The following is a 26,361-nucleotide window of genomic DNA, read 5'->3' on the forward strand; positions in this document are numbered from 1 at the left end:
CGGGTACGGCCCGGATCCTGTCGGCCACCGTGCGGCGTACCGGCGGGCGTTGGCATGTGTCGTTCACGGTGGAGGTCACCCGCACCATCCGTACCCCCGCCCATCCGGGGCGGACCGTCGGTGTCGACGTCGGGGTCGCCAACCTGGCGGTGCTGTCGACCGGGCAGGTCGTGCCCAACCCGCGCCACCTGGCCGCCGCAGCCGCACGGCTGCGCGGCGCCGCCCGGACCCTGTCCCGACGGCAGGGACCCGACCGGCGCACCGGACAGCAGCCTTCCCGGCGCTGGCGACAGGCCAGGACCCGACTGGCTAAAGCGCACGCCCGGGTCGCGCACCTGCGCGCCGACGGCCTGCACAAACTCACCGCCACCCTCGCCGCAACCTACGGCATGGTGGTGGTCGAGGACCTCAACATCAAGGCCATGATGGCCAACCGGCGCCTGGCCCGGCACATCGCCGACGCGGGCTGGGCCACCCTGCGGCGGCAATTGGAGTACAAGACCGCCTGGCACGGTGGGCGGGTGGTCGTCGCCGACCGCTGGTTCGCGTCCTCGAAGACCTGTTCGTCCTGCGGCGCCGTGAGACCCAAACTGCCGCTGCGGGTACGGACCTACACCTGCCAGCACTGCGGTCTGAGCCTTGACCGCGATCACAACGCCGCACTCAACCTGCAGCAGTACGTCGCCCGGAGTGGCCGGCAGACGCTAAACGGCCGTGGAGCCGACCGTGAGACCACCCCCGTGGTGGCAGGTGGCTGTGAAACGACCACCCCGCACCACCTCGGTGGGTCAGACGGGGACCGTCGGCCGGCAACGGCCGACTGCAACACGAGTGCGCACTAAAGCGCACTCAATTGCAACGGCCAAACCGAATCGGAAGCGGCGAGTGCGGGTTCGATCCCTGTCGAGCCTGTCAAGAACGCGCTGGTCCGCCGGAACACCTGCGGGTGGGCGGACCAGCCGGCGATATGTCATGCCTGGTGATCCATGCGTTGTCGAGGCGCCTCACGGGATCGGCGGCAGCGGCGGGATGCCGGGGATGGGCAGTTCGGGAAGCGGCGGCAGGCTGGGGTCGACGGGGAGACCGGGTGCGCCGCTGGTCAGGATGGCGATGAGGCTCGCCAAGAGGTCGTGGATGCTGGTCAGCAGGTCGGCGATGGCGTCCATGGGTGGTACCCGCTTTCGTGCGCGGCCGGGGGGAGGAGTGGCCGATTAAGGACTATTTGAATGCCTATATCGGACACGTCGCAATAGCAGGCCTACGTACGGAGGACACCCTCCGGTGTATGCCGCGCTCCTACCGAGGCGCGGTAAACAGAAGGCATGACCGATCCCTACCGGACGTTGGGTCCCGGCTACTCCGAACGCCGCCGACCGGATCCGCGCCTGGCCACGATCATTGAGGAAGCGCTGGGGGACGCCCGTTCCGTGGTCAACGTCGGCGCGGGCACCGGCTCGTACGAGCCGACCGACCGCATGGTGCTCGCGGTGGAGCCGTCCCCGGTGATGATCGCGCAGCGGTCGCCGGGCAGCGCGCCGGTGGTGCGGGCGGTGGCCGAGCGGCTGCCCCTGCCCGACCGGAGTTTCGACGTCGGGCTGGCCATCCTCACGGTGCATCACTGGACCGATCCCGCCCGCGGGCTGGCCGAACTACGCCGTGTCTCACGCCGCCAGGTGGTGCTCACCTGGGATCACACGGTGGTGTCCCGCTTCTGGCTGGTCGCCGAGTACCTGCCGGAGATCGCCGAGGCCGAAGCGGACCTGCCCGCCTGTGACTTCATCAGCCGACAGCTCGGCCCGGCGCAGGTGACGGAGGTGCCGGTGCCGCACGACTGCAGTGACGGCTTCCTGGCCGCGTACTGGAACCGGCCATCCGCCTATCTCGACCCGACGGTGCGCGCCTCGATCTCCTCGCTGGCCAAGCTCGACCCGACCCGGGTCGCCGAGGCGATGCGGCGCCTGCGCGCCGACCTGGACAGCGGACTCTGGCAGCAGCGCCACGGCCGACCGGACGAGGCCGGCTCGGCCGACGTCGGCTACCGGCTCGTCAGCTCGCTCGAGTGATGCCTGATCGCGTTTCTCCGGCTCAGAAACCGCGTGGCAGGCGAATTCCACGGACGTCGCGGTGGATGCGGGAGCGCGCGGTCAGGGCGCGGCCGGGGGCAGGTTCATCGAGACACGTAGCGAGACCAGGGCGGTGTCGGGGATCTCGATGAAGCCACGGGTCGGGCGGTCCAGGTCGACGATGGTGAACAGCAGCAGGCTGACCATGATCGCGGCCAGGAGCAGCGGGACGATGCCCCGACCCAGCACGCCGACGTGCAGTCCGAGCAGGGCCAGCGCGATCGCGGCACCGATGATCTCGACGAGCAGCACCTCGCTCGGCACTCGGTTGGCCAGTCCGGTCACGCGGACGGTCTGCGCGTCGAACATGTCGTTCAGGGTCTCTTCGTAGAGCCGCGGCGCGGTGGCGGTCGGCTGCTCCCGTACCGCCTGGGCGGCCAGGCGCCACAGTGGGCGCTGCAGCGCCGACGCTTCGGCGATCGCGGCGGCCGCCGCCTTGCTGCCCGGCCTTACGAGCGACAGGCGCAGTTCGGCGTCGGTGTAGTCGACCAGCAGTGCCAGGGACTGCCTGCGGATCGGTTCGTCGAGGGTCTGCGCCCGCAGATAGGTCGTGCCGATGGCGTTGGCCTCGACGACGACGGCCTGACGGCGGGACTCGTACCGGCCGACCGCCAGCGACAGCCCGAACGCCAGGATCAGGCCGACGAACGCGATCAGGGCGGCCTGCAGGACGCCGAACGACTCACGGACCTCGTCCTGGCTGTCGCGCAGCCTGGTGCCAATGGCCAGGCCGACCATCGCCGCACCGACCATGGCGACGACCAGCAGGAGGGCGAGCAGCCAGGTCGGCGCTCCGAACAGCAGCATCGAGCCCCTACCTCACGAAGTGTCCACCTGCGTCATCCGCCATCCGTTCCGCACCGCGAGCGCACAGTCGATTCAGTACGCCACTGATCCGCGAACGTCCTCCGGTTGTCAGTCGAGCGTAGGACGGCCGCGCAGGCGCGGGCTCGAATCCGCGAAATTCACTGCGATCAGGATTCGGGCTGGTGGCGGTCCCGCCCAGGCCTGGTTCGCCTGGGCGGGACCGCCCCGGATCACTCGGTGGCGATCGCCGCCAGGATGTCGGCGCGCGCCGCCCGGCGGGCCGGCCACAGCGCGGCCAGCACCCCGACCAGCGCCATGCCCGCCAGCGCCACCCCGGCGGTCGGCCACGGCACCGACATCGAGAACACCGGGTTGGCCAGGATGACGTACTGCATCACCCCGCCCAACAGCACGCCCACGCCGATGCCGAGCAGGCCGCCGTACAGCGAGATCACCACGCTCTCCCGGCGGACCGTGCGCCGCACCAGCGGCCGCGACGCACCCAGCGCCCGGAACACGCCCAGCTCGCGGGTGCGTTCCAGCACCGACAGCGCCAGCGTGTTCACCACCCCGAACACCGCGATCACCACCGCCGCGCCGAGCAGCACATACACCAGGCCGAGCACCAGCTGGTACGGCTGCAGCAGCTCGTCCAGCAGCTGCTCCCGGTCCAGCACCACCACGTCGGGTCGGGCGGCGTACGCCCGCTCCACGGCGGCCCGCAGCGCGACCGGGTCGGCGCCGAGGGCATACATGCTGTCGTTGTACGAGTCGACGCCCTGCGGCAGCAGCGACCGGTCGAGCACCACGCCACGCAGCAGGTCGGTGCTGCGGTGCAGGCCCACGACCGTGGCCCGCACCTCGGCCCGGGTGCCCCCGCCCGCCGCGTCCTTGGCGCCGAACCGCAGCCGCACCTGGTCACCGACCCTCAGCCCGGCCTCGGCCGCGCGCCGCTCGTCGAGCAGCACACCCCGGCGCAGATCAGCCTCGCCCGCGACCAGCCGCGGCCGCAGCACCGTGCCGAGCGCGGCCGGGTCCAGGGCGGTGAACGTCACCTCCGTCTGCTCCCCGTGCTCCGGCACCAGCTCGGCACCGCCCAGCCCCGGCACGGCCAGCGCGTCGACACCCGGCACCGCCGCAGCGGCGGACCGGGCCGCGTCGTCGAGTTCACCGAACGCCGCCGCGCGCACCACCACCGCGTCCTGCGGCACCGCCGACCGGATCTCGTCGGTGAGACCGGCCGTCAGGGTCTGCCCGACGGTCGCGAACGCGCAGACCAGCGAGAGGCCGATCATCAGCGCGGACGCGGTCGCGGCGGTGCGGCGCGGGTCGCGTACGGCGTTGCGCAGCGCGATCCGGGTGACCGGCCCGCCGCGCGCGCCCAGTAGCCGCGCCAGCGGCCGCAGCACGCCCGCGACCAACACCGGCGCCATCAGCAGCACCCCGACCCAGGCCAGCACCGCACCGGCCATCGCCTGGACGCGCGCGGGCTCGTCCAGCTCCGCCGCCTTCGTCGACGCGATCATGACGACTCCGGCGGCCACCGCCACCAGGCCGAGCACGGTCCGCAGCAGCAGCGAGCGGCGCGGCACCTCGGCGTCGGTGCGCAGCGCCGCCATCGGCGACACCCGGGCCGCCCGGCGCGCCGACCCGTACGCCGACACCACCGTCACCAGGATGCCGACCGCGTAGCCGAGCAGGATCGCCCACGGCGACACGGCGTACTCGACCGTCCCGACGACCGGCAGCACCCGCATCGCCAACAGCCCCAGCCCGACACCGAGAGCGACCCCGAACGTCGCGCCGACCACGCCCAGCACGACCGCCTCGGCGAGCACCGCCCGGCGCACCTGGGCCCGCCGCGCCCCGACCGCCCGCAGCAGCGCGAACTGGCGGGTCCGTTGGGTGACCAGCATGGTGAACGTGTTGGCGATGACGAACACCCCGGCCATCAGCGCCACCGCCGCGAAGGTCAGCAGCGCCTTGCGAATCACATCGGCGTCGCTGTCGGCGGACCGGGACAGCTGTTCGCGCAGCTCGCTGCCGGACTTCACCTCGTAGCCGGAGCCGAGCGCGGCGCGTACGGCGGCGACGATGGCGTTCTCGTCCGCGCCGGACACCTCCACCCGGTCGAAGCCGGGCACCGCGTCGGGTTCGTCGTCCTGGGAGCGCAGCAGCCGGGCGGCGGTGTCGGTGTCGTAGGCGACCGCGGGATCGAACTCCTGGCCCGCCGGATGGTAGGCGAACAGGCCGACCACGGTCGCGGTGTCGTCGTGGCCCTCGGTCAGCAGCACCCGGGCCCGGCCGCCGACGGCGATGCCCGCCTCGGCCGCCGCCTGGTACTCCAGCGCGACCTCACCGGGCCGCTGTGGACCGCGGCCGACGGTGAGTTCGAACCGCTGCGAGCCGTCCCAGTCGGTCCCGGCCGTGCCGGGCCAGTACGTCGTGCCCAGCTTGCCGTCGGTGCCCACGAGCGCGGCGTAGCCGCTGCGCACGCCCTCGGCCCGGCTCACCCCGGGCAGGCCCGCCAGCCGGGCGACGATCTCCGGTGTGATCCCGGGCCGCTCCGGGTTCCCGGGGCGGCCCGGTTCCACCAGCGCGGACACGTCGGAGCGCTGGCCACCACCGCGCACGGTCGCCGCGGCCGAGTCCGACACCACCCAGGTGGCGACCACGAACCCGACGCCGAGCACGATCGCGGCCAGGGTCATCGCCACCCGGCCCAGGTGTGCGCGCAGGTCGCGCAGCATCGCCCGCAGCATCAGGCACCAGCCCCGACACTCGTCCGGCTCCGCGCCGCCGACTCCAGGCCCCGGACCCGGTCCAGCACCCGGTCGGCCGTGGGCTCGCGCAGCTCGTCCACGATCACGCCGTCAGCCAGGAACAGCACCCGGTCGGCGTACCCGGCCGCGACCGGGTCGTGGGTGACCATCACCACGGTCTGACCCAACTCGTCCACGCTGCGACGCAGGAACCCCAGCACCTCCGCACCGGCCCGGGAGTCCAGCGCACCGGTGGGCTCGTCGGCGAAGACCACGTCCGGGCGGCTGACCAGTGCGCGGGCGCAGGCGACACGCTGCTGCTGGCCACCGGACAGCTGGGACGGACGGTGGTGCAGCCGGTCCCGCAGCCCGACCGCGTCCACCACCGTGTCGGCGAACCCGAGGTCAGGCTTGCGCCCGGCCAGGTCCAGCGGCAGCGTGATGTTCTCCCACGCGGTCAGCGTGGGCAGCAGGTTGAACGCCTGGAACACGAAGCCCATCCGGTCGCGGCGCAGCGCGGTCAGCGCGTCGTCGCGCAGGCCGCTCAACTCGACCCGGTCGGCGCTGCCGTGGCGGGCACCGTGCAGCCACACCCGGCCCGAGGTCGGCGTGTCCAGCCCGGCCAGGCAGTGCATCAGCGTCGACTTCCCGGACCCGGACGGGCCCATGATCGCGGTCAGTTCGCCGCGACCGAACGCCACCGTCACCGCGTCCAGCGCCGTGACCTGGGCATCGCCTGTCCCGTACCGTTTGGTCAGGTCCTCCGCGCTCACCGCGGCCTCGAAACTCGTCATGGCGCACACGCTGCTGCCCCACCGCCGTCCCGCCGTCGGGCAAGAGTCGATCACCGGCTACTACTTAAGTAGCGGGTCGCGGCGACGGAAGTAGCGCCCGGCCCGGCAGCGGTCCAGCCTAGGCTCGACAGCGGGTGACGGCCGCGGAAGGAAGCGGGGGTATGGAGCGGGTCAGAGCAGAGGCGGCGGTGCCGGGCCTGCCGTCGTGGCTGCAACCCGGGCGCCTGCTGCGCCGGGTCGGGCACCGACTGTTCCCGCCCGCGCTCGGCTGCGCCGTGATGCTGTTCTCGTTCGTCTCGCCTTACCGCCCGGCGCCGCTCGTCTTCGACGGCAGATACCAGAGCGACTCCGCCTGGCTGGTCGCGATCTGCGTGCTGGCCTGCGGCGTGAGCGCCACCCTGGTCCGGCGGTGGCGCTGGCCGCTGTTCGTCAGCTCGCTGGCGGCCTGGCTGGCCCTGGCGATGGGTGCCGCGGTGTTCGTCGCCGCCTACTACGCGGGCGCGGGCCGACCCGACCGGCCGCTCCACCCGGGACGGCCCTGGCCCTACTTCCTCGTTGCATTCCCGCTGGTCGGGTTGTCGCTCGGCTGGAGCGCCGTGCACAGCGACCTGCTCTATCAGGGCATGACCGGCGGCGTGATCTTCGGCGCCACCCTCACCGGCCTGTTCGGGGTCTCGATGTGCGTGGTGCTGCCGTTCCTGTTCGGGCTGTGGGTCCGGGCCCGCCGCCAGGTCCTCGCCCAGCTGCGCGAACGGGCCGAACGGCTCGAACGTGAGCAGCACGAGCGCGCCGAGCACGCCCGCGCCGAGGAACGCCGCCGCATCGCCCGCGAGATGCACGACGTCGTCGCGCACCGGGTCGCGTTGATGGTGCTGCACGCCGGGGCGTTGGAGGTGAGCACCGTCGACACGCGTACCGCCGAGGAGGCGGCGCTGATCCGCACCACCGGCCGGGAGGCCATGCAGGAGCTGCGCGAAGTGCTCGGCATGCTGCGCGCGCCCGATGGCGCCGACGGCGCCGCACTGGAGCTGGCGCCCCAACCCACGCTGGCCGACCTGGACCGGCTGCTGGAGTCCAGCCGCGCCGCGGGTCTGCCGGTGCGCCGCGTCGACGACGGGCAGCGGCGGGATGTGTCGCCGTCGGCCCAGCGGACCGCCTACCGGGTGGTGCAGGAGGGCCTGACCAACGTGGCCAAGCACGCCGGGTCCGTGCCGACCACGGTGACGCTGCGCCACGAGCCGCACGAACTGGTGGTCACGATCGAGAACGCCGCCCCGGCCCACCCCGCCCCGCCCCAGCCCGACAGCGGATTGGGGCTGGTCGGGCTCGCCGAGCGGGTGGCTTTGGCGGGCGGCTCCGTGCAGGCGCGGCCGCGGCTGGACGGCGGGTTCGTGCTGTCCGCGCGCATCCCGGCCGACCCGCCCGAGCCGGGAACGGAACGGCGGGAGGCGACGTGATCCGGGTGCTGGTGGTCGACGACGAAGCGCTGGTCCGCTCCGGCCTGCGGATGATCCTGGAGGCGGCGGGCGACATCGCCGTGGTCGCCGAGGCCCGCGACGGCGCCGAAGCCGTGGACGCCGCGCGGCGGCACCGCCCCGACGTGGTGCTGATGGACGTCCGCATGCCCGGCACGGACGGCCTGGCCGGGGCCGCCGCCGTCGGGCAGCTGCCCGAACCACCCCGCGTCATCATGCTGACCACGTTCGACCTCGACGAGTACGTGCACGCCGCACTGCGCGCGGGAGCGGTCGGGTTCCTGCTCAAGGACACCCCGCCGCGTGACCTCGCCGAGGCGGTGCGCACCGTCGCGGCGGGCAACGCGATGCTGTCCCCGACCGTCACCCGCCGCCTGATCAGCTCGTTCGCCCAACGTGGCCCGTCGGTGGCCGACCAGGCGCGCGCTCGGCTGGCCGTGCTCACCGACCGTGAACGCGACGTGGTACGGGCGGTGGCGCGCGGCCTGTCCAACGCGGAGATCGCCCGCGAGCTGGACATGGCCGAGGCCACGGTCAAAGCACACGTAAGCCGGGCGCTGGCCAAGCTCGGCCTGACCAACCGGGTGCAGGCCGCCATCCTGGTACACGACGCCCGGCTCGATCCCGGTCCCGACCCGCGTTAGACGCGGACGAGATTTCTCGAAAGATCTCAGCCGAGGGTGTCGGATCGCGGCCGCGGCGTTCGTAGCAGTGGTGACAGGCCGCTCGAGGGAGCGGACCAACGACGACAGGAGAAGGTCCCGATGGCGCAGTACCTGATTTCCGTGCTCGACGACTCGACCAACACCGGCTCCGAGGAGGAGATGGCCGCGATCGACGTCTTCAACGAGCAGCTGCGGACCGACGGCCACTGGGTCTTCGCCGGCGGCCTCGGATCGCCCAGCACGGCCACCGTCATCGACGGCAGGCACGGCGAGCCGGTGTTCACCGACGGTCCCTACCTGGAGTCGAAGGAGTACATCGCCGGCTTCTGGATCATCGACGCCCCCGACCTCGACGTGGCGCTCCGGCTCGCCGCCCAGGGGTCGAAGAGCTGCAACCGCCGGGTCGAGGTCCGGCCGTTCCTGAGCGAATGAGCGACGTCGGCGAGGTGCTCGCCCGGGTCCACCGGCAGGAGTGGGCCCGGGTGGTCGCGACCCTGGCCAGGCGCCTCGGAGACCTCGACGTCGCCGAGGAGATGGCCGCCGAGGCGTTCGCGACCGCCGTCGAGCGCTGGCCGGTCGACGGCGTCCCGCCGAATCCAGGCGCGTGGCTCACCACCACCGCCCACCGCAAGGCCATCGATCGACTCCGGCGCGAGGTCAGGCGCGACGAGAAGCACCGGGAGGCGCTGATGCTGTCCGACACGCCCGAACCGGTCGGCGCCATCGACGACGACCGGCTGCGCCTGGTCTTCACCTGCTGCCATCCCGCCCTGGCCATGGAATCCCGGGTCGCGCTGACCCTGCGCATGGTCGGCGGGCTCACCGTGCCGGAGATCGCCCACGCGTTCCTGGTCCAGGAGACCGCCTTGGCGCAGCGGATCACCCGCGCCAAGGCGAAGATCAAGACCGCGAGGATCCCCTATCGCGTACCGTCGCGTGCGGACCTGCCCGCCCGGGTCACCGGGGTGCTCGCCGTCCTTTACCTGATCTTCAACGAGGGCTATCTGGCCTCGGCTCCCGGCGAGGAGGCGGTCCGCGCCGAGCTGACCGCCGAGGCCATCCGGCTCACCCGGCTGGTCCGTGACCTGATGCCGACCGATGGCGAGGTCGCCGGACTCCTGGCCCTGATGCTCCTGACGGAGGCCCGACGGCCCGCGCGGGTATCGGCCGGCGGTGAACTCGTCACCCTCGGCGAACAGGACCGCGGCGCCTGGGACCGCGCGCTGATCGCCGAGGGCCACGCTTTGGTTCGCGCACGTCTGGCCACCGGCCAGGCGCCGGGGCGCTACCAGATCCTCGCCGCGATCAACGCCGTCCACACCGATGCCCGCGACATCCGCGACACCGACTGGTCGCAGGTCGTCGCGCTGTACGACCAACTGGTCCGGCTGGACCCCTCACCGATCGTGCGGCTCAACCGGGCGATCGCGGTCGCCGAGCTCGACGGCCCGCAGGTCGCGCTGGCCGAGATCGACAGTCTGCCGCTGGCGGGCTACCACGCCTACCACGCCACCCGCGCCGACCTGCTGCGTCGGCTGGGCCGCAGCGAGCAGGCGCGCGCGGCCTACGACCGGGCCCTCGAGCTGACCGGCAACACCGCCGAGACGGCGTACCTGATCCGCCGCCGCGACCAGCTGGCCGGCCCGTGAACCGCGCGGGCACCAGGCCCCGTCCGGCCGGGCCGCGGGCGGCCATGGCACCCGACGGTCACGGCTGTCGGCCGTGCAGACGGCGGTGTAGCGCACGAATCGCGTCGGCCAGCTCGGGTGCGGGGCCGTCGACCGTGACACCGGGTGCGATCTGCTGGATGGGCAGCGGCCGAACCGGCCCGGGCGGCAGGCCCATCTCCGCACGCCATGCGGTCAACTGCGCCGATGAGCTGGCGTACACGATCCGGCCCAGGCCCACCCAGGCGTGCGCGGCAGCGCACATCGGACAGTGCTCGCCGGAGGTGTAGACGGTGGCCGCCGCCCGCGCCGCGGCAGGCAGCTGAGCGGCCGCCCAGCGCGCGATCTCGAACTCCGGGTGCCGGGTCTGGTCGCCCGACGCGACGTGGTTGTGGTCCTCGAACAGGACGGTGCCGTCCTCGGCCACCAGCAACGACCCGAACGGCTCGTCACCGACCGACAGCGCCAGCTCCGCCAGCTCCACGCAGCGGCGCAGGTGCGCCAGGTCCGGCTCGCCGAGCACGACACCTCCGAGGTCCCGGGCGGTCACTCAGCGGCTCTTGGCCAGGGCGATCTCCGCCTGCATCAGCGCCACGAGTTTGGCGATGTTCTCCGGAGTCGCATCGTAGCCCGCGGTCGTCGCCCCGAGCACCAGCTTGCCGTCGAGCACCCCGATGCCGACGTGCGTTCCGGCGCCCTGGGTGACGCTCCCGGCGAAGACCTGCTCTCCCATGCTGGGCACGGGCACGGACGTGAAGCCGGGAACGTCACGGCTCAGCTGCACGGCTTTCTGGTAGCCCGCGGCGGCTGCGTCCGCGTCCGCGTACGCGTCCGTGGAGACCGTCACCTTCTTCGAACCGTCGTTGTTGGTGAAAGCCACGCTTCTCGTGGCCAGCGGATCACCCGACGCCGTGGGATTCCAACCCATGTCCGCCTCCTGCGTGAGGTCGGGAAACAACGACTGGATGTCCGGTAGGGGTACCACGGCGGTACGGGGAAGCAGCGAGTTTGAAGGCGAAGGCTCGGCGACACTCGGCGACACCGCCGAGGTGGTGGGGTTCGCGCACGCGGGCAGTGCCAGGACCGCGATCGCGGCGGCCACGAATCCCGCCAGTCTCGCCCGGGTCGTCTTCTTCACCAGCGTGGTCACATCCGCCCCCGCATCCAAGAATCCACTCAAGCCACAGCTTGCCGACCAAGGAAATATATACCGCGAACTGATATGAAAATGGCTATTCGGATCAGTAGCCCTGCCTGGCGGGTGGTCCGGGCGGTGGGGCAGGATGTTCGGCGGTCCATCCACTCACGACCGCGGGGGTTGCGCATGTCCGAACTCGGGTTGGTCGACGTCGTGTCCGCACTGCGCGCGGAGCTGGCCCAGGCCGCGGCCGCCGCCACCGGCAGCGCGATCCAGTTCCCCGTCGGGCAGGTGACGCTGCAGTTCCAGGTCGGCGTCACCCGCAACGCCGAAGCCCAGGGTGGAGTCCGGTTCTGGGTGCTGGAACTGGGCAGCTCGGCAGGGGTGGCCCGCGAGTCGATCCAGACCGTCACCATCGTGCTCGACCCGCCCGTCGACCCGGACGGGCGCCCGATCCGGGTGGGTTCGTCGACGGACGAGAAGCCCGCGTGACCGGGCTCGCGGACCGTGCGGTCGAGGTCATCCACGACGCCGGTCCGGCCGCGGCCCGCCGCTGGACCTGCTCCTCCGGCCTGCTGATCGGCGCGAGGCTGGTGCTGACCGCCGCGCACGCGGTCCCGCCCGGCGGCACCGTGACCGTGCGCCGCGCCGACAAGGTCGAACTGGCCGCGACCGTGCGGCTGCGCGGCGACGAGTCCACCGCCGACCTCGCCATCGTGGAGCTGGCCGCACCGGTCGGCCAACTGCCGCCGCTGGGCTACGGCACCGTCCGCCGCGACGGCGCGGACCAGGTCCCCGGCTGCCGCGGCATCGGCTACCCCGACTTCCAGACCGTCCGCCGCGACGGCGGCCCACCGGTCCGCGACACCGCGCAGCTCGACGGCGTCATCCCCACCGCCGAGCAACGCATCGCCGACCTGCTCACTCTCCGCGTGACCAGCGCCCCACGCCCGCTGCCACCCCAGCAGGAGGCACTCGGCGCCTCACCGTGGTCCGGCGTGTCCGGCACGGTCGTCGTCACCTCGTACGAGGGCACCGACGTCGTGGTCGGGGTGGTGACCGAGCACCGGCCCCGGGCCGGTGACGGCGCCCTGACGCTCACCCCGCTGCACCACATCGACCGGCTGGCCGACGCCGCGTCCTGGTGGACGTTGCTGGGCACCGAACCGGACCTGCTGGTGCCGCTGCCGCGCGCCGCCGACCGGCCCGCCTACCTGGCCACCGTCGCCGAGGTCGCCGCCCGCACCCCCGTGCTGCTGGAGCGGGCCGCGGAGCTGGCCGAGCTGACGCGGTTCGCCACCGGCCAGACGGCCGGTACGTGCCGGTGGCTGACCGCCCCGCCGTGGGCGGGCAAGACCGCGCTGGTGGCGCACCTGGCGGCCCGACCGCCCGAAGGCGTCGACGTCGTCGCGTACCTGATGCAGCGCCGTGCCCTGGACGCCAGCGGCGAACGTTTCCGCACCGCCGTCTGCGGGCAGCTGGCGGCGCTGCTGGACGAACCCACCCCGGCCGCCGCCGACCCGGCGGCGCTGACCCAGCTGTGGAACCGCGCCGCCGACCGGGCCCGGCGGACCGGTCGACGTCTGCTGCTGATCGTCGACGGCCTCGACGAGGACCTGCGCCCGGCCGGCGAACGCAGCGTGGCGGCGCTGCTGCCGACCGGCACGGACGCCGCCCGGGTGCTGGTGACCAGCCGTCACACGTTCGAGCTGCCCGACGACCTGGACCCCGACCATCCGCTGTGGCTGGTCACCCCGCACCCCATCGGGCAGGCTGTACCGGCCGCCCGCATCGAGCAGCGAGCCGGGCAGGAGCTGCGGGCCCTGCTCGGCGACGGCGCCACCCGACGGCTGCTGGGTCTGCTGTCGGCCGCGGGCGGCCCACTGCGTACGGCCGAACTGGCGGCGCTCGACCGCACCGACCCGTTCGAGGTTGAGACGGCGCTGCGGGAACGCGCCGGGCGGGTGCTCGACGGCACCGGCGGGGCGTGGCGCTTCGCCCACCAGACGCTGCTGGACGAGTGCCGTGACACCGTCTTCGGGCCCGAGCGGCTGGCGCCGTTCCTCGACGCCGTCGACGAGTGGGCACGCGACTGGCAGGACCGCGCCTGGCCCGCCGCGACGCCCCACCACCTGTTGGAATACCACCCGTGGGCGCTGCTGGCGCGGGGTGAGACCGCCCGGCTGACCGCTCTGCTCACCGACCCGCGCTGGCTCGACAGCGCGCTGTCCGCGACAGGGGTCGACGCGGTGCTCACCCTGCTGCGTTCGGTCGCCGATCGGCGAGTCGCGGCGGTGCAGCGGCTGCTGGAGCTGGAGGCGCACCGCCTGCGCGCCGGTGACGGCGACCGGGCCGGGCAGCTGTGCCTGGCCGCGGTGCAGGCCGGACTGCCGCTGGGGCAGCTGGACGGCTGGGCCGAGGCGGTCGGGCGGCAGGGCCTGGGGCTGATCGCCCGGTCGGTGACTCGCGGCGTCGCGCCGGCCCTGGTACGCAGCCTGGATCCGCAGGCCGGGCAGGTGTGGACGGTCCGGTTCCTCGACGACGCCACCGTGCTGACCGGCGACGGCGACGGGCGGCTGCTGGTGTGGAACCTGGCCGACGGACGGTTCGAACAGCTCGGCGCGCATGCCGCGGCGGTGCACGCCGCGGCGGTGTCCCCGGGCGGTGACGCGATCGTGTCCTGCGGAAATGACCGCACCGTCCGGTTGAGCTTCCGCGACGGCAGCCCGCCGGTGCCGATCGGCGGCGCGTCGGGGCAGGTGTGGTCGGTGGCGTACGCGCCCGACGGCAAGCAGGTCGCCGCCGCCGGACGCGACCGCACCATCCGGGTCTGGGACCTGGCCGAGCCCCGCGACCTGGTCGTCGGCGAGCACACCGACCAGGTCCGCGCCCTGGCGTACACCCCGGACGGGCGGATGCTGGTCAGCGGCGGTCGCGACAGCGCGATCCGGATCTGGTATCTCGCCGAGGGGACCGGTGCGTTCCTCGGCGGCCACGACGGTTGGGTCGAGTGCCTGGCGGTGACCCCGGACGGGGCGCACGCGGTCGCCGGGTCGTACGACGGCGTGGTGCGGGTGTGGCCACTGAACGGCGGTGCGTTCCGTGACCTGGGCCGGCACGAGGCCCAGGTGTGGACGGTCGCGGTCAGCCCCGACGGGGCGTGGGTGGTCAGCGGCGGTGGCGACGGGCAGGTGCTGGCCTGGCCGTTGGCGGGCGGGCAGCCGAAGGCGCTGGGCCGCCACGACGCGCCGGTGCGCTGCGTCGCGGTCAGTCCGGACGGCCGCCATGTGCTGTCCAGCGCCGCCGAGGGGCCGGTGCGGCTGTGGGACCTGACCGCCGCCGACACCCGGGCGCACGGCGACGACACCGAACTCACGACCGTGGCGGTGAGCCCGGACGGGACGCTGGTCTTCGCCGGTCATCACGACGGCCGGGTGGTCTGCCACCAGGACGCCACGGCCCGCACGTTGGGCAGCCACGGCCTGCCGGTGCGGGCGCTGGCCGCCGGTGGCGCGGGCGTCGCGGGCGGCGCTGACGACGGGACGGTGCGGTGGTGGTCGGTCGATCCGGGCACACCGCCACTGACGCTGGGCGAACCCGGCGGCCCGGTGCGGGCGCTGGCGTGGGACGGCGAGGTCCTGGTCTGCGCGGATACCCAGATCAGCCGGTGGACCGGTGGCCGCCGGGTCGGCGGCGCCGACGTGGGGCCGGAGATCCTGGCGCTGGCCACGACCGGCGACGGGACCATGGTTACCGGCCACGGATCCGGCACGGTGCGCCGGATCGGCGTTGACGGCGCCGTGACGCGCCTGCGGAGCGGCGGTGCCCAGGTGTGGGCGGTGGACGCGCACGGCGAGGTCGCCGTGACCGGTGACCGGGCCGGGCAACTGCTGCTGTGGTCGCTGCGCGAGGGCACCTGCCGGGTGCTCGGCGGCCACCGCGGCACGGTGACGGGGGTCGCGCTGGCCGGGCCGGAGCTGGTCGTCAGTTCGGGCCAGGACGGCGTACGGGTGTGGGACACCGCGACGGGCCACACCGCGTACGTAGCGACCGGCCCGATCACCGCCCTGGCCGCCGCGGGTGGCACGGTCGCCACCGCGTCGCGGGAGCTCGGCCTGGCGGTGTGGCGACTGTCGACCCGGCACGCCCGGTAGACCGAACAGGCGTCACGGCACGGGATGCACTGTCCCACACCTGCTGCAGGGATCCGGGCTGCCCGACGCCAGGCCCATCTTGTTCAGCGTCCACCAGTCGGTGATCTTCTCGTCCTCGGCCAGCAGCAGGATCCGGCTCAGCAGGAGCGTGGTGAGCCGGTCCCCCCGGTCCACGGTCGGGAAGATCGCCGGGTGCGGCGTGTCGCCCAGCAGGTACGGCAACTCCATGTGCTGCCTGCCGTCGCCGATGCGGAAGGCGCCCGTGCCCAGGTGCGCCTGGTACACCGCCCGCGTTCCGTGGACCACGACCGTGTCGCCCTGCCGGGTGATCCGGTCCGCGCGACCGCCGCCGACCACCGCGGCCAGCAGATCGCCACGAGCACGGGCCAGACCCGTCGAATAGTCCCCGACGCTGCGGCACCCGGCCCAGGCGGCCCGGTCCAGATCGCGCACCGCCTCGGAGAACAGCACCGGCGGGACCCGGTCGGCGGGCACGGCGGCGTCACCGTGGCGGAACTCCAGCCGGGCGAATCCGACATCACCCGCGGCCCAGTACCCCGTCGTGACACCGTGCAGCACGGCGGTGTGGCCGCCGAGCCGCTTCGTCGCGTACGGCCGCGCGTCGTCGAAGAACGACCAGCCCCGCGACGACAGTTCCCGAGTCGCCGGGCCGCCGCCGATCACCCGGCCGGTGAAGCGGGTCGCCTCCCCGGCGGCCTCCTCCGGCGTCGGCGCGTACCACTCCCGGAACAGCTGCGGCAGGGGCTGGCACAGCCGGCGCCGGGCGGCTTCGGCCTGCCAGTGGCCCAGCACTCCGGCGGCCGCCAGGGTGGCCGGATGCGCCACCGTGAGCCCGCCGCCGACATCGACCTCGTCGAGCAGCCCGAACCGCCCATCGGCGTCCTGCCACACCAGCCGCGGCAGGAGCCCGCAACCGGCCAGGGTCGTCCGCATCCGGGCCAGTTCCGCCGACGGCAACGGGGTACCGGCCGCGATCAGGCCCCGCAGCGTGCCGCGCAGCCGCGCGGTGTGGCCGCGCGCCAGTTCGTGCTGCTCACGTAGCACCTCGAAGCCCGCATCCGCGCGTATCGCCTTGGGCACCGACTTCAGCACGCGGCCGTTCTTCGTCGCGACGATCGCCGGTTCGGCACCGTCGAACCCGACCGCGGCGGTGTACGGCCCGACGGCCAGCGGCGGCGGCACCGGCGTGGGCGAATACGCCTCGCCTGCGGCGTCCAGCGCGGCGGCGTCGGCGTACCCGCCGACCTGGGCCAGGTGCTCCAACGCGACGTCGATGGCCGCGGCGTGCTGGCGACGTCGCTCCGGCGCGGGAAACGTCAGGCCGCGCCGGAGCACCTCACGCAGCGCCACCCAGCGGTCCAGCACCGTCTCGCCGTCGGCGGGCGGCAGCATCCCGTACGCGGTGATGCCCACGGGCGAGTCCTTGGCCACCCGCGTCATGATCGGTCCACGGCGCAGCCCGAGTGCCGCCGCGACCACGTCGTTCGGCGCCAGCTTCAGCAACCGGCGCACATCCCCGGCCTCGGCCGCCGCCGCGAGGATCGCCGCCCGGTCGTTGCGCACCACACGGTTGACCGCCTGACCGCTCTGGATCAGGCGCAGCAGGCGCTCGGCGCCCGCCATGCCCAGCAGCGGCAGCAGCGCCTGCGCGTCCCCCGCCGCCAGGCGCAGCGTGAACGCCCGTTCCTGCCGCTCTGTCGGCGCGCCGCGCAGCGACTCGATCAGCTCGGCACGCTCGGCCCGCGTCAGCTCGGCCGCGCCGAGGTGCCGGTCGACCCGCCAGTCACCGGTGCCGTCCAGTGCCCGCAGCACGAAGCGCAGCCCGCGCGGTGACGGCGCGGCCATCACCCGGGCACCGTCGATCACCGGCGCGGACACGAGTCGCCACGTCTGTTCGTCCCAGGCTGGTCGGAACCGTTCGGCAGTCGCCGCGGCGACGACGGGACGACCATTCTGGGTCAGGTACACGTCGGTGCCGCCGTACGCGACAACCTCATCGTCCAGTTCCCCCGCCGCCTGCAGTGCGTCCACCAGCAGCGTCAGTGAGCCGTTGTGGATGCGGCCGAGCGGCGTGAGTGCGATGGCGCGCAGCAGTTTCAGGTCACCGGCGGCGAGCGCCTGCTCGACGAGCCGGTCCAGGCGCCGTCCCTGGTGGTGCTCCTGGTCGAGCAACTCTTGCAGCGCCCGCACCCGGGCCGTGGTGGGCCAGGGCGCGTCGAGCACGTGGGCCGGGTCGGTCGGGTCGGTGAGCGGGAACGCCGCGTCGTACAGGCGGTCCAGTTCCTGCTCGTCGGCGTTCGGCAGGCTGCGGGCGGCACTGCCGCCGTCCAGTTGTCGCAGCATGTCCCGCGCCGTGGTCCGCAGGGCCGAGAGGTCCCCGGCCGCCGCGGCCCTGCGCGCCAAATGGACCAGCGCCATCATCGCCAGCGTGCCGACCGCCTGCCCGTCCATGAGGCCACTCCCCTGCCGTCCGTGATCGCCGGACAGACCATAGGGGACGCCTGCGACAGGCGGAACGCCACGCGTTCTTCCACGTGACGAGCGGAGCCAGGCTGCTCAGTGCCAGGACTGCGGAAGACCGCCGCGGCCGTCGTCGGCCACGGCCAGTCGCGCCCCGGCGCGCATGACCAGGACACCGATCAGCGACAGGAAGCAGGCCAGCGCCACCACCGCGAGCACACCGTGGCCGGTGAGCAGGCTGGCCCCCGTCACCAATACCGCCACGACCGCCGCCAGCGCCAACGAACCGAAGCCGTCGGCCTCGGGCAGGCGACTTCGTGCGCCGCGGGTCATCCTGCGCGCGAATCGCGGATCCTCGCGGAGTGTGGCCTCCTCGATCGCCCGCAGGCGCTTGCTCTCATACTCGCTCAGCGTCATGGCGCCCGTCCCATCGCCGGCCCACGTACGGCACCGACGGCACCGTCCCACCCGGACCTACCCGCCCGGCGCCGGCCCAAACGATGTCCGCCCCGGCAAACGACGATCCCCGCACCGGACGGCGCGGGGATCGTGAAGTTCACACGGCGTCCCGTGGTCGAAACGGGAACGGGGCGGAAGATCAGTGAGCCGCCCGCTCTGCCAGGCCGGGGTCTCCCCCGGCTCTTTGAGCTAACACCGTGTGCCATGACTGTGCCCGACCGCACGGTCGCGGCGCAACGAATTTATCCGCGTTGGCCCGCCTCGCGCGACAGCGTCGCGGCCAAGGCCAGCTGCCGCCCGGTCGGCGCGTGCCCGGAGAAGACACCGATGTCGCGCAGCAGCCCGGCCAGCAGCGGCGACGCGATCTCCACCCCGTGCACCAGATCGGGCGCGGGCGCCGGACGCTCCAGGTAGTCCTGCTGGTAGGGCTTGGTCCAGCCGTCGCGCTCCGGATCGACGCCGTTCTCACGACACGTCTGCCGGACCAGGTCCGCCGAGCAGTCGTCATCGCCCAGCACCACGTCCCACGGCAGCGGCAGCTCGGCCCACACCCGGACGTCGATGTGCTGCTCGCCGCCGCTGATGGTGTGCCAGTACGCCACATCGGACGCCACCAGCGCCGGCACCTTGCCAGGGCAGGCCGCCTCGACGACATCGTCGTATCCAAGTGCCATGGTGAGGTTGAGCCAGCCGGTGCGGGCCTGGTTGAAGGCGCGCGAGGCCGCGTTCCACGAGGACGAGTCGTCGCCTCGGCGCATCACCATGTGCATCGGGTCGCGGTTGAGGTCGTACGCGGCGCGCAGCGTCCGGGCGCAGGCCGCCAACTGCTCGTAGTACACCCCGAGCAGTTCTCCGCACTGTTGGTCGTCGAGCCGGTCCAGCACCGCCGCCCGGGTCGACACCATGGCCAGCACCTCAGGGCGGCACGTCGGCGCGGCCAGCGCGGCCTTGAGCAGTTCCTCCGCCAGGCTGTCCATCGGCCGGGTCTGCGAACCGTTGGTGAACCGGGTGCGCATGCCCAGGCGGGCGACGTAGTACGCCACGAACGCGGCGGTGCGCGGGCAGGCGGTGAAGTCGTCCACGGTGATCAGGTGGGCCAGGCGGGTCTTGCCGAACGCGATCGCGGCCTCACGGTCACGCTCGGCGGCCAGCACGGCCGTGCGCTGTTGCAGGTGCAGCACCGCCCGTACGGCCCGCCGGTAGGCCCGCACCGGCACGCCGGGCAGGCGCGAGCGTCGCGTGGCGGCGTCGAACCGCTGGCGCTTGTCGGCGTGGCCGCCCGTGTCCCCACGCCGTCCCTGCGGCGTACGGCGCCGGGTGTACTTCCAGGGGCCGAATTCGTGGGTGATGGTGCCGACCGGCACCGTGCGCCGCGCCGCACGCGGCTCTGCCGAAGGCAGACCGAGCAGGTCGAGGGCCGCCCCGAGCCAACGGCGCAGCGAGCCGGGATCGGCCGCGTCGGCCGCGTCGGGCATCGCCACCTCCGCCGGCTCGGCCACCACCCGCACCGCGGCGACGGCCGCCTCGTATGCCCGGGTCAGGCCGGGGTGACGCCGCCACGTGATGGGCATGGACGAACCGACGACCGCACCCCGGCCCCGCGCGGCGCGGGCGACCCCATGCAGTTCCCGTGCGCCGGTGGGCGACAGCCACCCGTACGCTTCCAGGTCGAGCAGGTCACGTGCGACCTGCTGCGGGGCGCGCCGCTCGCGCAGCCCCGCGTGAAGCTCTGCCAGAATCCGCTCGCCGGTCCGGTCAGCCGCCAAGACACCCTCTCCCGCTGTCGTTCGCGCTCACCAGCGCGTACGCCAATATGGCCGGGGCGCCCGGTCGACGTCCAACCAATTTCGGGTCCCCTGTCCCGCACGCCTGGACGGCATACGGGACAGGGCACCGCGACGGTGGACGTTCTCAGCCGCGCCACCACTTCTGGTTGGCGCCACCGGTGCACTCCCACAGTTCCAGCGGGGTGCCGGTGCCGCCCCAGCCGGTGACGTCGACGCACTTGTTCGCCTGCGGGTTCACCAGGTCACCGGCGCCGCTGAGGACGAACTGCTGGGCCGGGTTGCCGCTGCAGCCGACGATCTGGATCGCGGCGCCGTTGGCGGTCGACCCCCAAGCCACGTCCATGCACAGATTGTTGACGGTCCGGATGGTGCCGTCGCCGGGGAAGGTCCAGTTCTGCGCGTTGGTGCCGTTGCAGTCCCACAGTTGCAGCCGCTGGCCGTCGACGAAGTTCGAGTTCGGCACGTCGATGCACTTGTTCTGCCAGCCGATGATGCGGCTGCTGCTGCCGCCGCTCGTGGTCAGCGTCAGCCCGTAGGCGCCCAGGATCTCGTTGACCGGCTGGAAGAACGTGGTGCCGCCGGTCGAGCAGTTGCCCGACCCGCCGGAGGTCACACCCTGGGCCTGGTTGCCGCTCATCCAGGCGCCACCGGAGTCGCCGCCCTCGGCGCAGGCGTTGGTCTGGGTCAGGCCGTACACCAGCGAGCCGGAGTAGTTGACCGTGACGTTCTTGGCCTGGATCACGCCGCAGCGCCAGCCGGTGGTGCGGCCGGAGCGGCAGATGGAACTGCCGACCGCCGCCTCGGCGGAACCGGCGACCACCACGTTGCCCCCGGCGTAGTTGTTGACCCACGGGCGCGGGGTCCAGTTACCGTTGGTGCGCACCCAGGCGTAGTCGTTGCCGGGGAACGAGGAGCCGGCGAAGGTGCCCTGGCTGACGTTGTTGTAGCCGAGGGTGGGGCTGCCCGCGCCGCCGCAGTGACCGGCGGTGACGAAGCCGCCGTTGTTGACCGCGAAGCCGATCGAGCACAGGGTGTTGCCGTTGATGACGTACTGGTCGCCGCCGCGGATGTCGTACAGCGGCCGGGGTGCCTGCGCGCCGGTGACCACGCGCACGGTCGACGGGTCCACCTTGCTCGCGGTGATGAGCTCGCGGGCGGTGGCGGTGTCGGGCGCCGAGACCACGACGCTGTTGGTGACGGCGTCGACGTACCAGCCGTAGGCGCCGGTGCGGGCGGCGGCCGCGCGGTCCAGGGCGTTCTTGGCGGCGGTCAGCTGCTTCTCGCTGCGCGCCACGACGGCGGGGACGGCGCCCGCGGCCCGGACGAGGTCGGCGTCGCGGCTGGTCAGCACGCCGACGGTGAGGCGGCTGTCGGCGGTGGAGTACCAGGCGCCGGCGAACCGGTCGCCCAGGCTCGCGCGCAGGCGCTGCTCGGTGTTGGCGGCCGCGGCCTCGTGGGCCTGGCGCAGGCGCGCCTGGGTCTCGGTCAGGGCGAGGTCGCGGCGCAGCGCCTGCTGCATGGTGGTCGCGGTCGACGCGGTCGGGGGTACGGGCACAGGGGCGGCCGCCGCGGGGGCGGGGATGACCAGCGCGGCGGCGAGCACTGCCGCACCGGTCAGGGCGGTGATTCTCACGTCGGTCCTCTTTCCGGGGGACGGAACGATACGTGAGAGCGCTCTCTGGGGAGACTTTACAGTCAGCCGACTCGAAGTCAATAGATGCGGATTGGTCGATGCCGTTCGACCCGCCCCCGGTCGGTGTCGGTGCGCACGGCACCGACACCGACGCACGGTCAGACAGCTGTGCCGGGCGGAGACTTGAGCAGTGCCGACGCCTCGGCGAGGTAGCCGCCGCGACCCTCGCGCAGCGCGCTCGCGGCGAAGCGGATCAGATCGATGTTGACACCTGCGGCACCGCTCGGGTCGTGCACCTTCAGCTTCACGTCCAGGCTCACCGCCGTCTCGCCCCAGCCCTGCGCCTCGACGTTCAGGTGTGCCACCTTCTGCGAGCCCAGGTGGGGCAGATACCCGAGCGGAGCCAGCTCCACCTTGCCCGCCCCGGACAGGGCGTTCAGCTTCGACTGCTTCTTGGTGTTGGCGTTCTCGGCCAGGTTGCGGAAGTCCTCGGTGCCACCCAGGTTGACCTGATAGGAACTGACCAGGGTCAGGCCGCGCTCCGCGAGCAGCCGCAGCAGCGTGTCGTGCACCACCGAGGTGCCGAACTGGCTGGCCAGGTCATCGCCGACGAGCGGCAGACCGGCCGCCTCATACCGCTCGATCCACTTCGGGTCACGGGCGACCGGGTCGGACGTGGTGTTGATGAAGGCGACACCCGCTCGGCAGGCAGCCTCGGCGTAAGCCCGAGCCGTCTCCGGGCGACCGCTCGGTGCCGCATACAGCAGCACCTCCGCGCCCGCCAACGCCGCGGCCACCCGATCCACCTCGGTGGCATCGACCAGACCCCTGGTCACCGGAACGTCCGCCTTGGGCAGATCGCCGCCGAGCCGAGGAAAGTTGTTGGGCACCATGAAGATCGCCTCGGTCAGATCCCGGCCGACCTTCTCCTCCGACGTGGCGAACGCGGCCACGAACTCGATGTCACCGACCCCCAGCCCCTCGATCGTCGGCCTGCGCAGACCCACCAGGCTGCCGGTGTGCCGATAGAAGGCGATCCCCTGCACCAGCGCTGACGTGTTGTTGCCGACACCCGCGACCGCGACCCGTACCCGTTTGATCATGAACCCGAGGGTACGTCACGACAACCAAGCGGCCGACGTCCAGCACCCAGCCCGCACCCACGCACGCGGCTGTAGGCGCTCCTCCACCTCGACGGCCGGGCCGCTCGGCACGTCCCAGGCCGCGGTGAACAGGCGCAGGAACTCCCACACCGCGGCGCGGTCAGCCAACCGCCGCCGCAGCTCGCCCGCAGTGTCGAAACCAGTCATGTCGTTCCCCGTTCTGGCAGCGCACCCACAGCGGCGGATCCTGGCATCGGCACGACATCGTGGTCCGTCCACCGCGCAGGTGTGGCTCGGTCAGTCACTCCGACTCATCCACAGCAAGGTGTCGAGCAGCCGCAGGAGCGGTATGTCCGAAACCTCGGCCCGCCCGGCGGCGAGGTCGAGGTTGGACCGGATCTGCTCGTCGCGGACGAGGCAGCGCAGGACGATCCAGTCCGTGCGGTGCGACCGGTTCGTCAGGCCGAGCACCTTGACGATCTCGCCGTCCCGAACCGGAATCAGCTCTGGCCGCTTGCGCGCGCACAGCTTGCTCGCGACCACCCACGGGTTCTCCCCGAGCAGCGCCTTCACCCGCAGATACAGGGTGCTGGCAGCGCGCAGCGTCGCGACGCCCGCGCCCGCGAGGTCCTCTCCCGGCACGGCCGCGAGCAGTGCGGACAGCTCCGCCCGGGAACCGAGGATGTCGCGCACACCCCGCGGGGTGGCGACGACGTTCAGGAGGGTGACGGCAAGCAGGTCGGCCGGGCTGAACTCGGTCCGCTCGTTCGGCGCGAGGTCGAGAAAGGCGCGACCGGCGTAGTCGCCCGCCACGTCGTAGTAGGTCCGCAGCTTGTGCGCCGCTGTCGCCGTGTCCGCCGAGAGCCGACGAGCCGCCTCGACAGCGCCCACGACCTCCGGACCGGCCGGACCTGACCACCCATGTTTCGTCGTCAACTCGTCGACGACGGGGTCAGACAGCATGCCGACGACGATAGTCGGCGCGGCTGGCTGCCCGGGGCCCCGGCGCCGGTCAGCCGACCTGCCGACGCGGGCGACAACCGCGTCCGGCGGGGTCGCCGCCCGGGGCCGCGACCCCGCCGGAGTCCGGGGCGGGATCGCGGCCGATTCGGATCAGCAGTACAGGTTGTTCCCGGCGGGCACGCCGAGGATGTTGACGAACTGCTGGTAGGCGTTGACTCGGCTCTGGACCTGGGCGGGGTTGCCGCCGTTGCACTCCAGCGAGCCGTTGATGCTACGGATCGTCTCACCGAAGCCCGCGCCGTTGACCATCGCGTTGTGCGAGGTCATGGTGCCGGGGCCGTTCTGGGTCATCCAGTACCAGATGCCGGTCTTCCAGGCGACCGAGGCGTCGTTCTGCACCAGCCAGGGGTTGGTGAGCAGCGGCAGGCCCAGGGCGTTGCCCGCGGCGTTGTAGTTGAAGTTCCAGCTGAGCTGGATCGGACCGCGGCCGTAGTAGGCAGCCTGCCCGGCCGGGCAGCCATAGGACTGGCTCGTGTCGCAGTAGTGCGGGTAGTTGGCGGTGTTCTGTTCGACGATGTAGACCAGCCCGCCGGTCTCGTGGTTCACATTGGCCAGGAACGCGGCGGCCTCCTGCTTGCGCACGGTGTCGCTGCCGGTCCCCGTGAACGCCGGGTAGGCGCTCAGCGCGGCGACCAGGCCGGAGTACGTGTAGAACGAGTTGCGGCCCGGGAACATCTGGTTGAACTGGGCTTCGCTGACGACGAACCCGCCGGGGTTGGTGGGCGGGCTGCTGGCCGGCGGCTGGCCGCCGCAGGTGTACGGGTCCCAGTACCAGGTGCTGATGATGGGGTCGTAGCCCGGGTTGTCGTGCTCGGCGATGTAGTACAGACCGTTGGTGTAGCGCACGACGTTGCCGGTGGTGTACCAGGTGCCCGCAACCCAGTTCGGGTAGTTGCAGGTGCCGGGCGGCTGCGACGGCGGCGTGCTGCCGCCGCACGACCCGAGGTCCTGCCAGACGCCGGAGGTGCCGGGTGGCGCCTCGTTCTGTGTCCACCATTTGGCCTGGTAGTTGCGACCGCTGTAGGACACCTGCATGCCGCCGGTGTAGACGGCTGACGACTGCCACGGGGTCGCGCAGGCGGCGGCGGACGCCGCCGTGGTGGGGATGATCGCGATCAGTCCACCCGCGACCGCCAGGGCCAGAGCTGCCAGCAGGGCACGCATTCTCCGCATGTGCTCACTCCTCTCGAGGAGAGGACGGCCGGGACGGGTCGGCCGTCCATCGATGCGCGTCAGCGTAACATCTGTATGGAAAGTTTCCTAATAATAAATGAACGATCATGACCGCCGCGATGAGGCCCGGGGAAGCGACCGATGCCAGTGGGTACGGCGACGATCGCAAGGTCGGCAGCGCGTGCGTCTGGGCGACTTCGGCCGTCCGCTCCTGCGGGCCGACCGCGTTGCCACCCAGCAGCGCCTGCCGGTGTCGACCCGCTACGCCACGAGCCGCAGCGGACGCCGCCGGTCGTCTTCGACACCGCCGCGCAGTCGCACGAGCGCCTCAGTGGTCGCGGCGTCGGCGGGGTGGAACACCACCACCTGCTGGGCGTCGGCGGTCAGCTCCAGCGACTCGCGTAGCAGCCGCAGCTCCGGACCTGACGGGTGGCTGATCCGCAGGGCTGCTCGCGGCGGGTGTTTGTGGAGGTTGAGGCGACGGGTGAACTCCGGGCCCGCGAGGGGGGCCAGCGTCGCCGACAGCCATTCGGACGCCTCGCGGGAAGGCCCGGTCCACAGGTCGAATGCCTGCTCGTCGGCGACGATGTGCCAGTCCGGGAAGAACGAGCGGGCACGCGGATCGGTGAAGACATACCGGGTGAGGTTCGGCTCTGCCTCGTCGAGCAGGCCGCTGCCGCGGTGCACCGCCGCGAAGCCGCTGGTGTGGGTGAGCACGTCGCCGATCCGGTTGGTCAGCATGGCGATCCCCGGTTCCAGCAGTCGCAGGGTCGCCACGGCACCTTCGCGCACCTCCCGGCTCGGTGGCGCGCCGCCGCTCCGGCCCGCGCAGGCCCCACCACTGATCTTCGCGAGGTAGTGCAGGTGGGTGCGGTCCGCCATGCCGAGGCTGAGCGCGTCGGCGATCGCGTTGACGATGGCGGCGGAAGGGTGACGGTCGCGGCCCTGTTCGATCCGGGTCAGGTACTCCACGCTGATACCGGCTCGTGCGGCCAGGTCCGACCGACGCAGCCCAGGTGCCCGCCGACGGCCAAGCTCGGGCAGCCCCAACTGTGCGGGTTGGATGCTGTCCCGGGTCGCGCGGATGAAGTCCCCCAGCGGTGTACCCATGCCGGAA

General features: G+C 72.7%; 23 protein-coding genes. 8 read left to right on the forward strand and 15 right to left on the reverse strand.

Annotation, left to right across the window (positions count from 1 at the left end; genetic code table 11):
* The coding region (locus KUA19_RS41065; RefSeq protein WP_217405285.1) for an RNA-guided endonuclease InsQ/TnpB family protein at positions 1–842 on the forward strand (842 nt) is incomplete at its 5' end.
* A gap of 162 nt (positions 843–1,004) precedes the next feature.
* Here the strand turns inward: KUA19_RS41065 and KUA19_RS41070 are convergent.
* Positions 1,005–1,166 (reverse strand): hypothetical protein, encoded by a 162-nt coding sequence (locus tag KUA19_RS41070; RefSeq protein ID WP_217405287.1) that lies wholly within the window; start codon positions 1,164–1,166, stop codon positions 1,005–1,007.
* A 156-nt stretch (positions 1,167–1,322) separates the two neighbouring features.
* On the opposite strand from KUA19_RS41070, the gene KUA19_RS41075 reads away from it, so the two are divergent.
* Positions 1,323–2,063 (forward strand): class I SAM-dependent methyltransferase, encoded by a 741-nt coding sequence (locus KUA19_RS41075; protein ID WP_217405289.1) that lies wholly within the window; start codon positions 1,323–1,325, stop codon positions 2,061–2,063.
* 81 nt (positions 2,064–2,144) lie between these two features.
* Here KUA19_RS41075 and KUA19_RS41080 read toward each other — a convergent pair whose 3' ends face one another.
* The 3 genes from KUA19_RS41080 to KUA19_RS41090 all read right to left on the reverse strand — a co-directional run bounded on the left by KUA19_RS41080 (position 2,145) and on the right by KUA19_RS41090 (position 6,486).
* On the reverse strand, positions 2,145–2,930 hold the full coding sequence (locus KUA19_RS41080) for a bestrophin-like domain (RefSeq protein WP_217405291.1): 786 nt from the start codon (positions 2,928–2,930) through the stop codon (positions 2,145–2,147).
* 230 nt (positions 2,931–3,160) lie between these two features.
* Positions 3,161–5,692, reverse strand: coding sequence for an ABC transporter permease (locus KUA19_RS41085; RefSeq protein ID WP_217405293.1), 2,532 nt, complete (start codon positions 5,690–5,692; stop codon positions 3,161–3,163).
* Positions 5,692–6,486, reverse strand: coding sequence for an ABC transporter ATP-binding protein (locus tag KUA19_RS41090; protein WP_217405295.1), 795 nt, complete (start codon positions 6,484–6,486; stop codon positions 5,692–5,694). The genes KUA19_RS41085 and KUA19_RS41090 overlap by 1 nt, the downstream gene beginning before the upstream one ends.
* Before the next feature lie 161 nt (positions 6,487–6,647).
* On the opposite strand from KUA19_RS41090, the gene KUA19_RS41095 reads away from it, so the two are divergent.
* From KUA19_RS41095 to KUA19_RS41110, 4 genes are all read left to right on the forward strand, one after another.
* On the forward strand, positions 6,648–7,943 hold the full coding sequence (locus KUA19_RS41095; RefSeq protein WP_217405296.1) for a sensor histidine kinase: 1,296 nt from the start codon (positions 6,648–6,650) through the stop codon (positions 7,941–7,943).
* The gene (locus tag KUA19_RS41100; RefSeq protein WP_217405298.1) at positions 7,940–8,605 is read left to right on the forward strand and encodes a response regulator; all 666 of its coding nucleotides are present in this window, start codon (positions 7,940–7,942) and stop codon (positions 8,603–8,605) included. Before KUA19_RS41095 ends, KUA19_RS41100 begins: the two co-directional genes overlap by 4 nt.
* A gap of 120 nt (positions 8,606–8,725) precedes the next feature.
* Complete coding sequence (locus tag KUA19_RS41105; RefSeq protein WP_217405300.1) at positions 8,726–9,058, forward strand: YciI family protein; 333 nt, start codon at positions 8,726–8,728, stop codon at positions 9,056–9,058.
* Entirely contained in the window at positions 9,055–10,275 is a 1,221-nt protein-coding gene (locus KUA19_RS41110; RefSeq protein WP_217405302.1) for an RNA polymerase sigma factor, read from the forward strand. The genes KUA19_RS41105 and KUA19_RS41110 overlap by 4 nt, the downstream gene beginning before the upstream one ends.
* A gap of 58 nt (positions 10,276–10,333) precedes the next feature.
* Here the strand turns inward: KUA19_RS41110 and KUA19_RS41115 are convergent, their stop codons facing one another.
* Both KUA19_RS41115 and KUA19_RS41120 read right to left on the reverse strand, forming a co-directional pair.
* On the reverse strand, positions 10,334–10,843 hold the full coding sequence (locus KUA19_RS41115; RefSeq protein WP_217405304.1) for a nucleoside deaminase: 510 nt from the start codon (positions 10,841–10,843) through the stop codon (positions 10,334–10,336).
* Positions 10,844–11,443 carry a hypothetical protein gene (locus KUA19_RS41120; RefSeq protein ID WP_217405306.1) on the reverse strand — a complete coding sequence of 200 codons (600 nt, stop codon included), beginning with the start codon at positions 11,441–11,443 and terminating at the stop codon, positions 10,844–10,846.
* A 174-nt stretch (positions 11,444–11,617) separates the two neighbouring features.
* Here KUA19_RS41120 and KUA19_RS41125 point away from each other — a divergent pair, with 174 nt between their 5' ends.
* Both KUA19_RS41125 and KUA19_RS41130 read left to right on the forward strand, forming a co-directional pair.
* Positions 11,618–11,923 (forward strand): trypco2 family protein, encoded by a 306-nt coding sequence (locus KUA19_RS41125; protein WP_217405308.1) that lies wholly within the window; start codon positions 11,618–11,620, stop codon positions 11,921–11,923.
* Positions 11,920–15,585 carry a WD40 repeat domain-containing protein gene (locus KUA19_RS41130; RefSeq protein WP_217405310.1) on the forward strand — a complete coding sequence of 1,222 codons (3,666 nt, stop codon included), beginning with the start codon at positions 11,920–11,922 and terminating at the stop codon, positions 15,583–15,585. The genes KUA19_RS41125 and KUA19_RS41130 overlap by 4 nt, the downstream gene beginning before the upstream one ends.
* Before the next feature lie 12 nt (positions 15,586–15,597).
* Here the strand turns inward: KUA19_RS41130 and KUA19_RS41135 are convergent, their stop codons facing one another.
* The 9 genes from KUA19_RS41135 to KUA19_RS41175 form a co-directional block, all read right to left on the reverse strand.
* Positions 15,598–18,057: a DUF4132 domain-containing protein gene (locus KUA19_RS41135; protein ID WP_217405312.1), complete on the reverse strand. Its 2,460-nt coding sequence runs from the start codon at positions 18,055–18,057 to the stop codon at positions 15,598–15,600.
* A gap of 105 nt (positions 18,058–18,162) precedes the next feature.
* A complete protein-coding gene (locus KUA19_RS41140) occupies positions 18,163–18,483 on the reverse strand; it encodes a DUF3040 domain-containing protein (RefSeq protein WP_217405313.1) in 321 nt (106 codons plus the stop codon).
* A gap of 284 nt (positions 18,484–18,767) precedes the next feature.
* Positions 18,768–20,291: a hypothetical protein gene (locus tag KUA19_RS41145; RefSeq protein WP_217405315.1), complete on the reverse strand. Its 1,524-nt coding sequence runs from the start codon at positions 20,289–20,291 to the stop codon at positions 18,768–18,770.
* Between the two features lie 145 nt (positions 20,292–20,436).
* Entirely contained in the window at positions 20,437–21,945 is a 1,509-nt protein-coding gene (locus KUA19_RS41150) for a ricin-type beta-trefoil lectin domain protein (RefSeq protein WP_308167938.1), read from the reverse strand.
* A 158-nt stretch (positions 21,946–22,103) separates the two neighbouring features.
* The gene (locus KUA19_RS41155; protein ID WP_217405317.1) at positions 22,104–23,048 is read right to left on the reverse strand and encodes an inositol-3-phosphate synthase; all 945 of its coding nucleotides are present in this window, start codon (positions 23,046–23,048) and stop codon (positions 22,104–22,106) included.
* A gap of 15 nt (positions 23,049–23,063) precedes the next feature.
* Entirely contained in the window at positions 23,064–23,255 is a 192-nt protein-coding gene (locus tag KUA19_RS41160; RefSeq protein ID WP_217405319.1) for a hypothetical protein, read from the reverse strand.
* Between the two features lie 90 nt (positions 23,256–23,345).
* Complete coding sequence (locus tag KUA19_RS41165) at positions 23,346–24,011, reverse strand: DUF6308 family protein (protein WP_217405321.1); 666 nt, start codon at positions 24,009–24,011, stop codon at positions 23,346–23,348.
* A 150-nt stretch (positions 24,012–24,161) separates the two neighbouring features.
* A complete protein-coding gene (locus KUA19_RS41170; protein ID WP_217405323.1) occupies positions 24,162–25,244 on the reverse strand; it encodes a glycoside hydrolase family 19 protein in 1,083 nt (360 codons plus the stop codon).
* 261 nt (positions 25,245–25,505) lie between these two features.
* Complete coding sequence (locus KUA19_RS41175) at positions 25,506–26,354, reverse strand: helix-turn-helix domain-containing protein (RefSeq protein WP_217405325.1); 849 nt, start codon at positions 26,352–26,354, stop codon at positions 25,506–25,508.
* Between the last annotated feature and the right edge of the window lie 7 nt (positions 26,355–26,361).

Origin of the sequence: Catellatospora tritici, assembly GCF_019083965.1 — a bacterium.
Classification (GTDB): Bacteria; Actinomycetota; Actinomycetes; order Mycobacteriales; family Micromonosporaceae; genus Catellatospora; species Catellatospora tritici.

Coding starts and splice junctions, on each gene's coding strand:
- KUA19_RS41070 (WP_217405287.1), bottom strand. CDS start 1,166: ATGGACGCCATCGCCGACCTGCTGACCAGCATCCACGACCTCTTGGCG.
- KUA19_RS41170 (WP_217405323.1), bottom strand. CDS start 25,244: ATGCGGAGAATGCGTGCCCTGCTGGCAGCTCTGGCCCTGGCGGTCGCG.
- KUA19_RS41175 (WP_217405325.1), bottom strand. CDS start 26,354: ATGGGTACACCGCTGGGGGACTTCATCCGCGCGACCCGGGACAGCATC.
- KUA19_RS41140 (WP_217405313.1), bottom strand. CDS start 18,483: ATGACGCTGAGCGAGTATGAGAGCAAGCGCCTGCGGGCGATCGAGGAG.
- KUA19_RS41135 (WP_217405312.1), bottom strand. CDS start 18,057: ATGGACGGGCAGGCGGTCGGCACGCTGGCGATGATGGCGCTGGTCCAT.
- KUA19_RS41125 (WP_217405308.1), top strand. CDS start 11,618: ATGTCCGAACTCGGGTTGGTCGACGTCGTGTCCGCACTGCGCGCGGAG.
- KUA19_RS41105 (WP_217405300.1), top strand. CDS start 8,726: ATGGCGCAGTACCTGATTTCCGTGCTCGACGACTCGACCAACACCGGC.
- KUA19_RS41090 (WP_217405295.1), bottom strand. CDS start 6,486: ATGACGAGTTTCGAGGCCGCGGTGAGCGCGGAGGACCTGACCAAACGG.
- KUA19_RS41110 (WP_217405302.1), top strand. CDS start 9,055: ATGAGCGACGTCGGCGAGGTGCTCGCCCGGGTCCACCGGCAGGAGTGG.
- KUA19_RS41075 (WP_217405289.1), top strand. CDS start 1,323: ATGACCGATCCCTACCGGACGTTGGGTCCCGGCTACTCCGAACGCCGC.
- KUA19_RS41085 (WP_217405293.1), bottom strand. CDS start 5,692: ATGCTGCGGGCGATGCTGCGCGACCTGCGCGCACACCTGGGCCGGGTG.
- KUA19_RS41095 (WP_217405296.1), top strand. CDS start 6,648: ATGGAGCGGGTCAGAGCAGAGGCGGCGGTGCCGGGCCTGCCGTCGTGG.
- KUA19_RS41160 (WP_217405319.1), bottom strand. CDS start 23,255: ATGACTGGTTTCGACACTGCGGGCGAGCTGCGGCGGCGGTTGGCTGAC.
- KUA19_RS41165 (WP_217405321.1), bottom strand. CDS start 24,011: ATGCTGTCTGACCCCGTCGTCGACGAGTTGACGACGAAACATGGGTGG.
- KUA19_RS41080 (WP_217405291.1), bottom strand. CDS start 2,930: ATGCTGCTGTTCGGAGCGCCGACCTGGCTGCTCGCCCTCCTGCTGGTC.
- KUA19_RS41155 (WP_217405317.1), bottom strand. CDS start 23,048: ATGATCAAACGGGTACGGGTCGCGGTCGCGGGTGTCGGCAACAACACG.